The organism is Psychrobacter sp. CAL346-MNA-CIBAN-0220 (assembly GCF_040309805.1).
GTDB lineage: Bacteria > Pseudomonadota > Gammaproteobacteria > Pseudomonadales > Moraxellaceae > Psychrobacter.
The window spans coordinates 1-275 of the sequence record NZ_JBEOPF010000246.1 but is presented as its reverse complement, the minus strand read 5'-3'; the positions used below and the strand labels follow the sequence as shown (position 1 = coordinate 275).

The 275-nt window shown below is 46.9% G+C and carries 1 protein-coding gene; it reads left to right on the top strand.

Translation table 11 applies throughout. The features are described from left to right. On the top strand, window positions 1-275 hold a 275-nt coding region (locus AAEY88_RS13505), incomplete at both ends, for a hypothetical protein (RefSeq protein WP_350563211.1).

Genomic DNA, 275 nt, shown 5'->3' with positions numbered 1-275 from the left:
GGTGAAGATGGATGGCTGCAAAGCGATCCAGACATTGAAGATTACCCATACCCAACAGCAGATGAGCAACCAGCAATCAATGCAGCTTATCAGCAGCTATTCGATACGTTAGAAACCCGCAAGACAGATAAAGGTATTGAGTTCTTTAATAAGCGCCAAGCGCCAACAACCAAGCGCAAAGGCACTCTAAGCCGCAACGCAGTTGAGCAAGTGGCCGAAAACACCATGAAGAAGTTAAACGATGGTGGCGGTATCGGCGTTAAGGTTTTCAATAC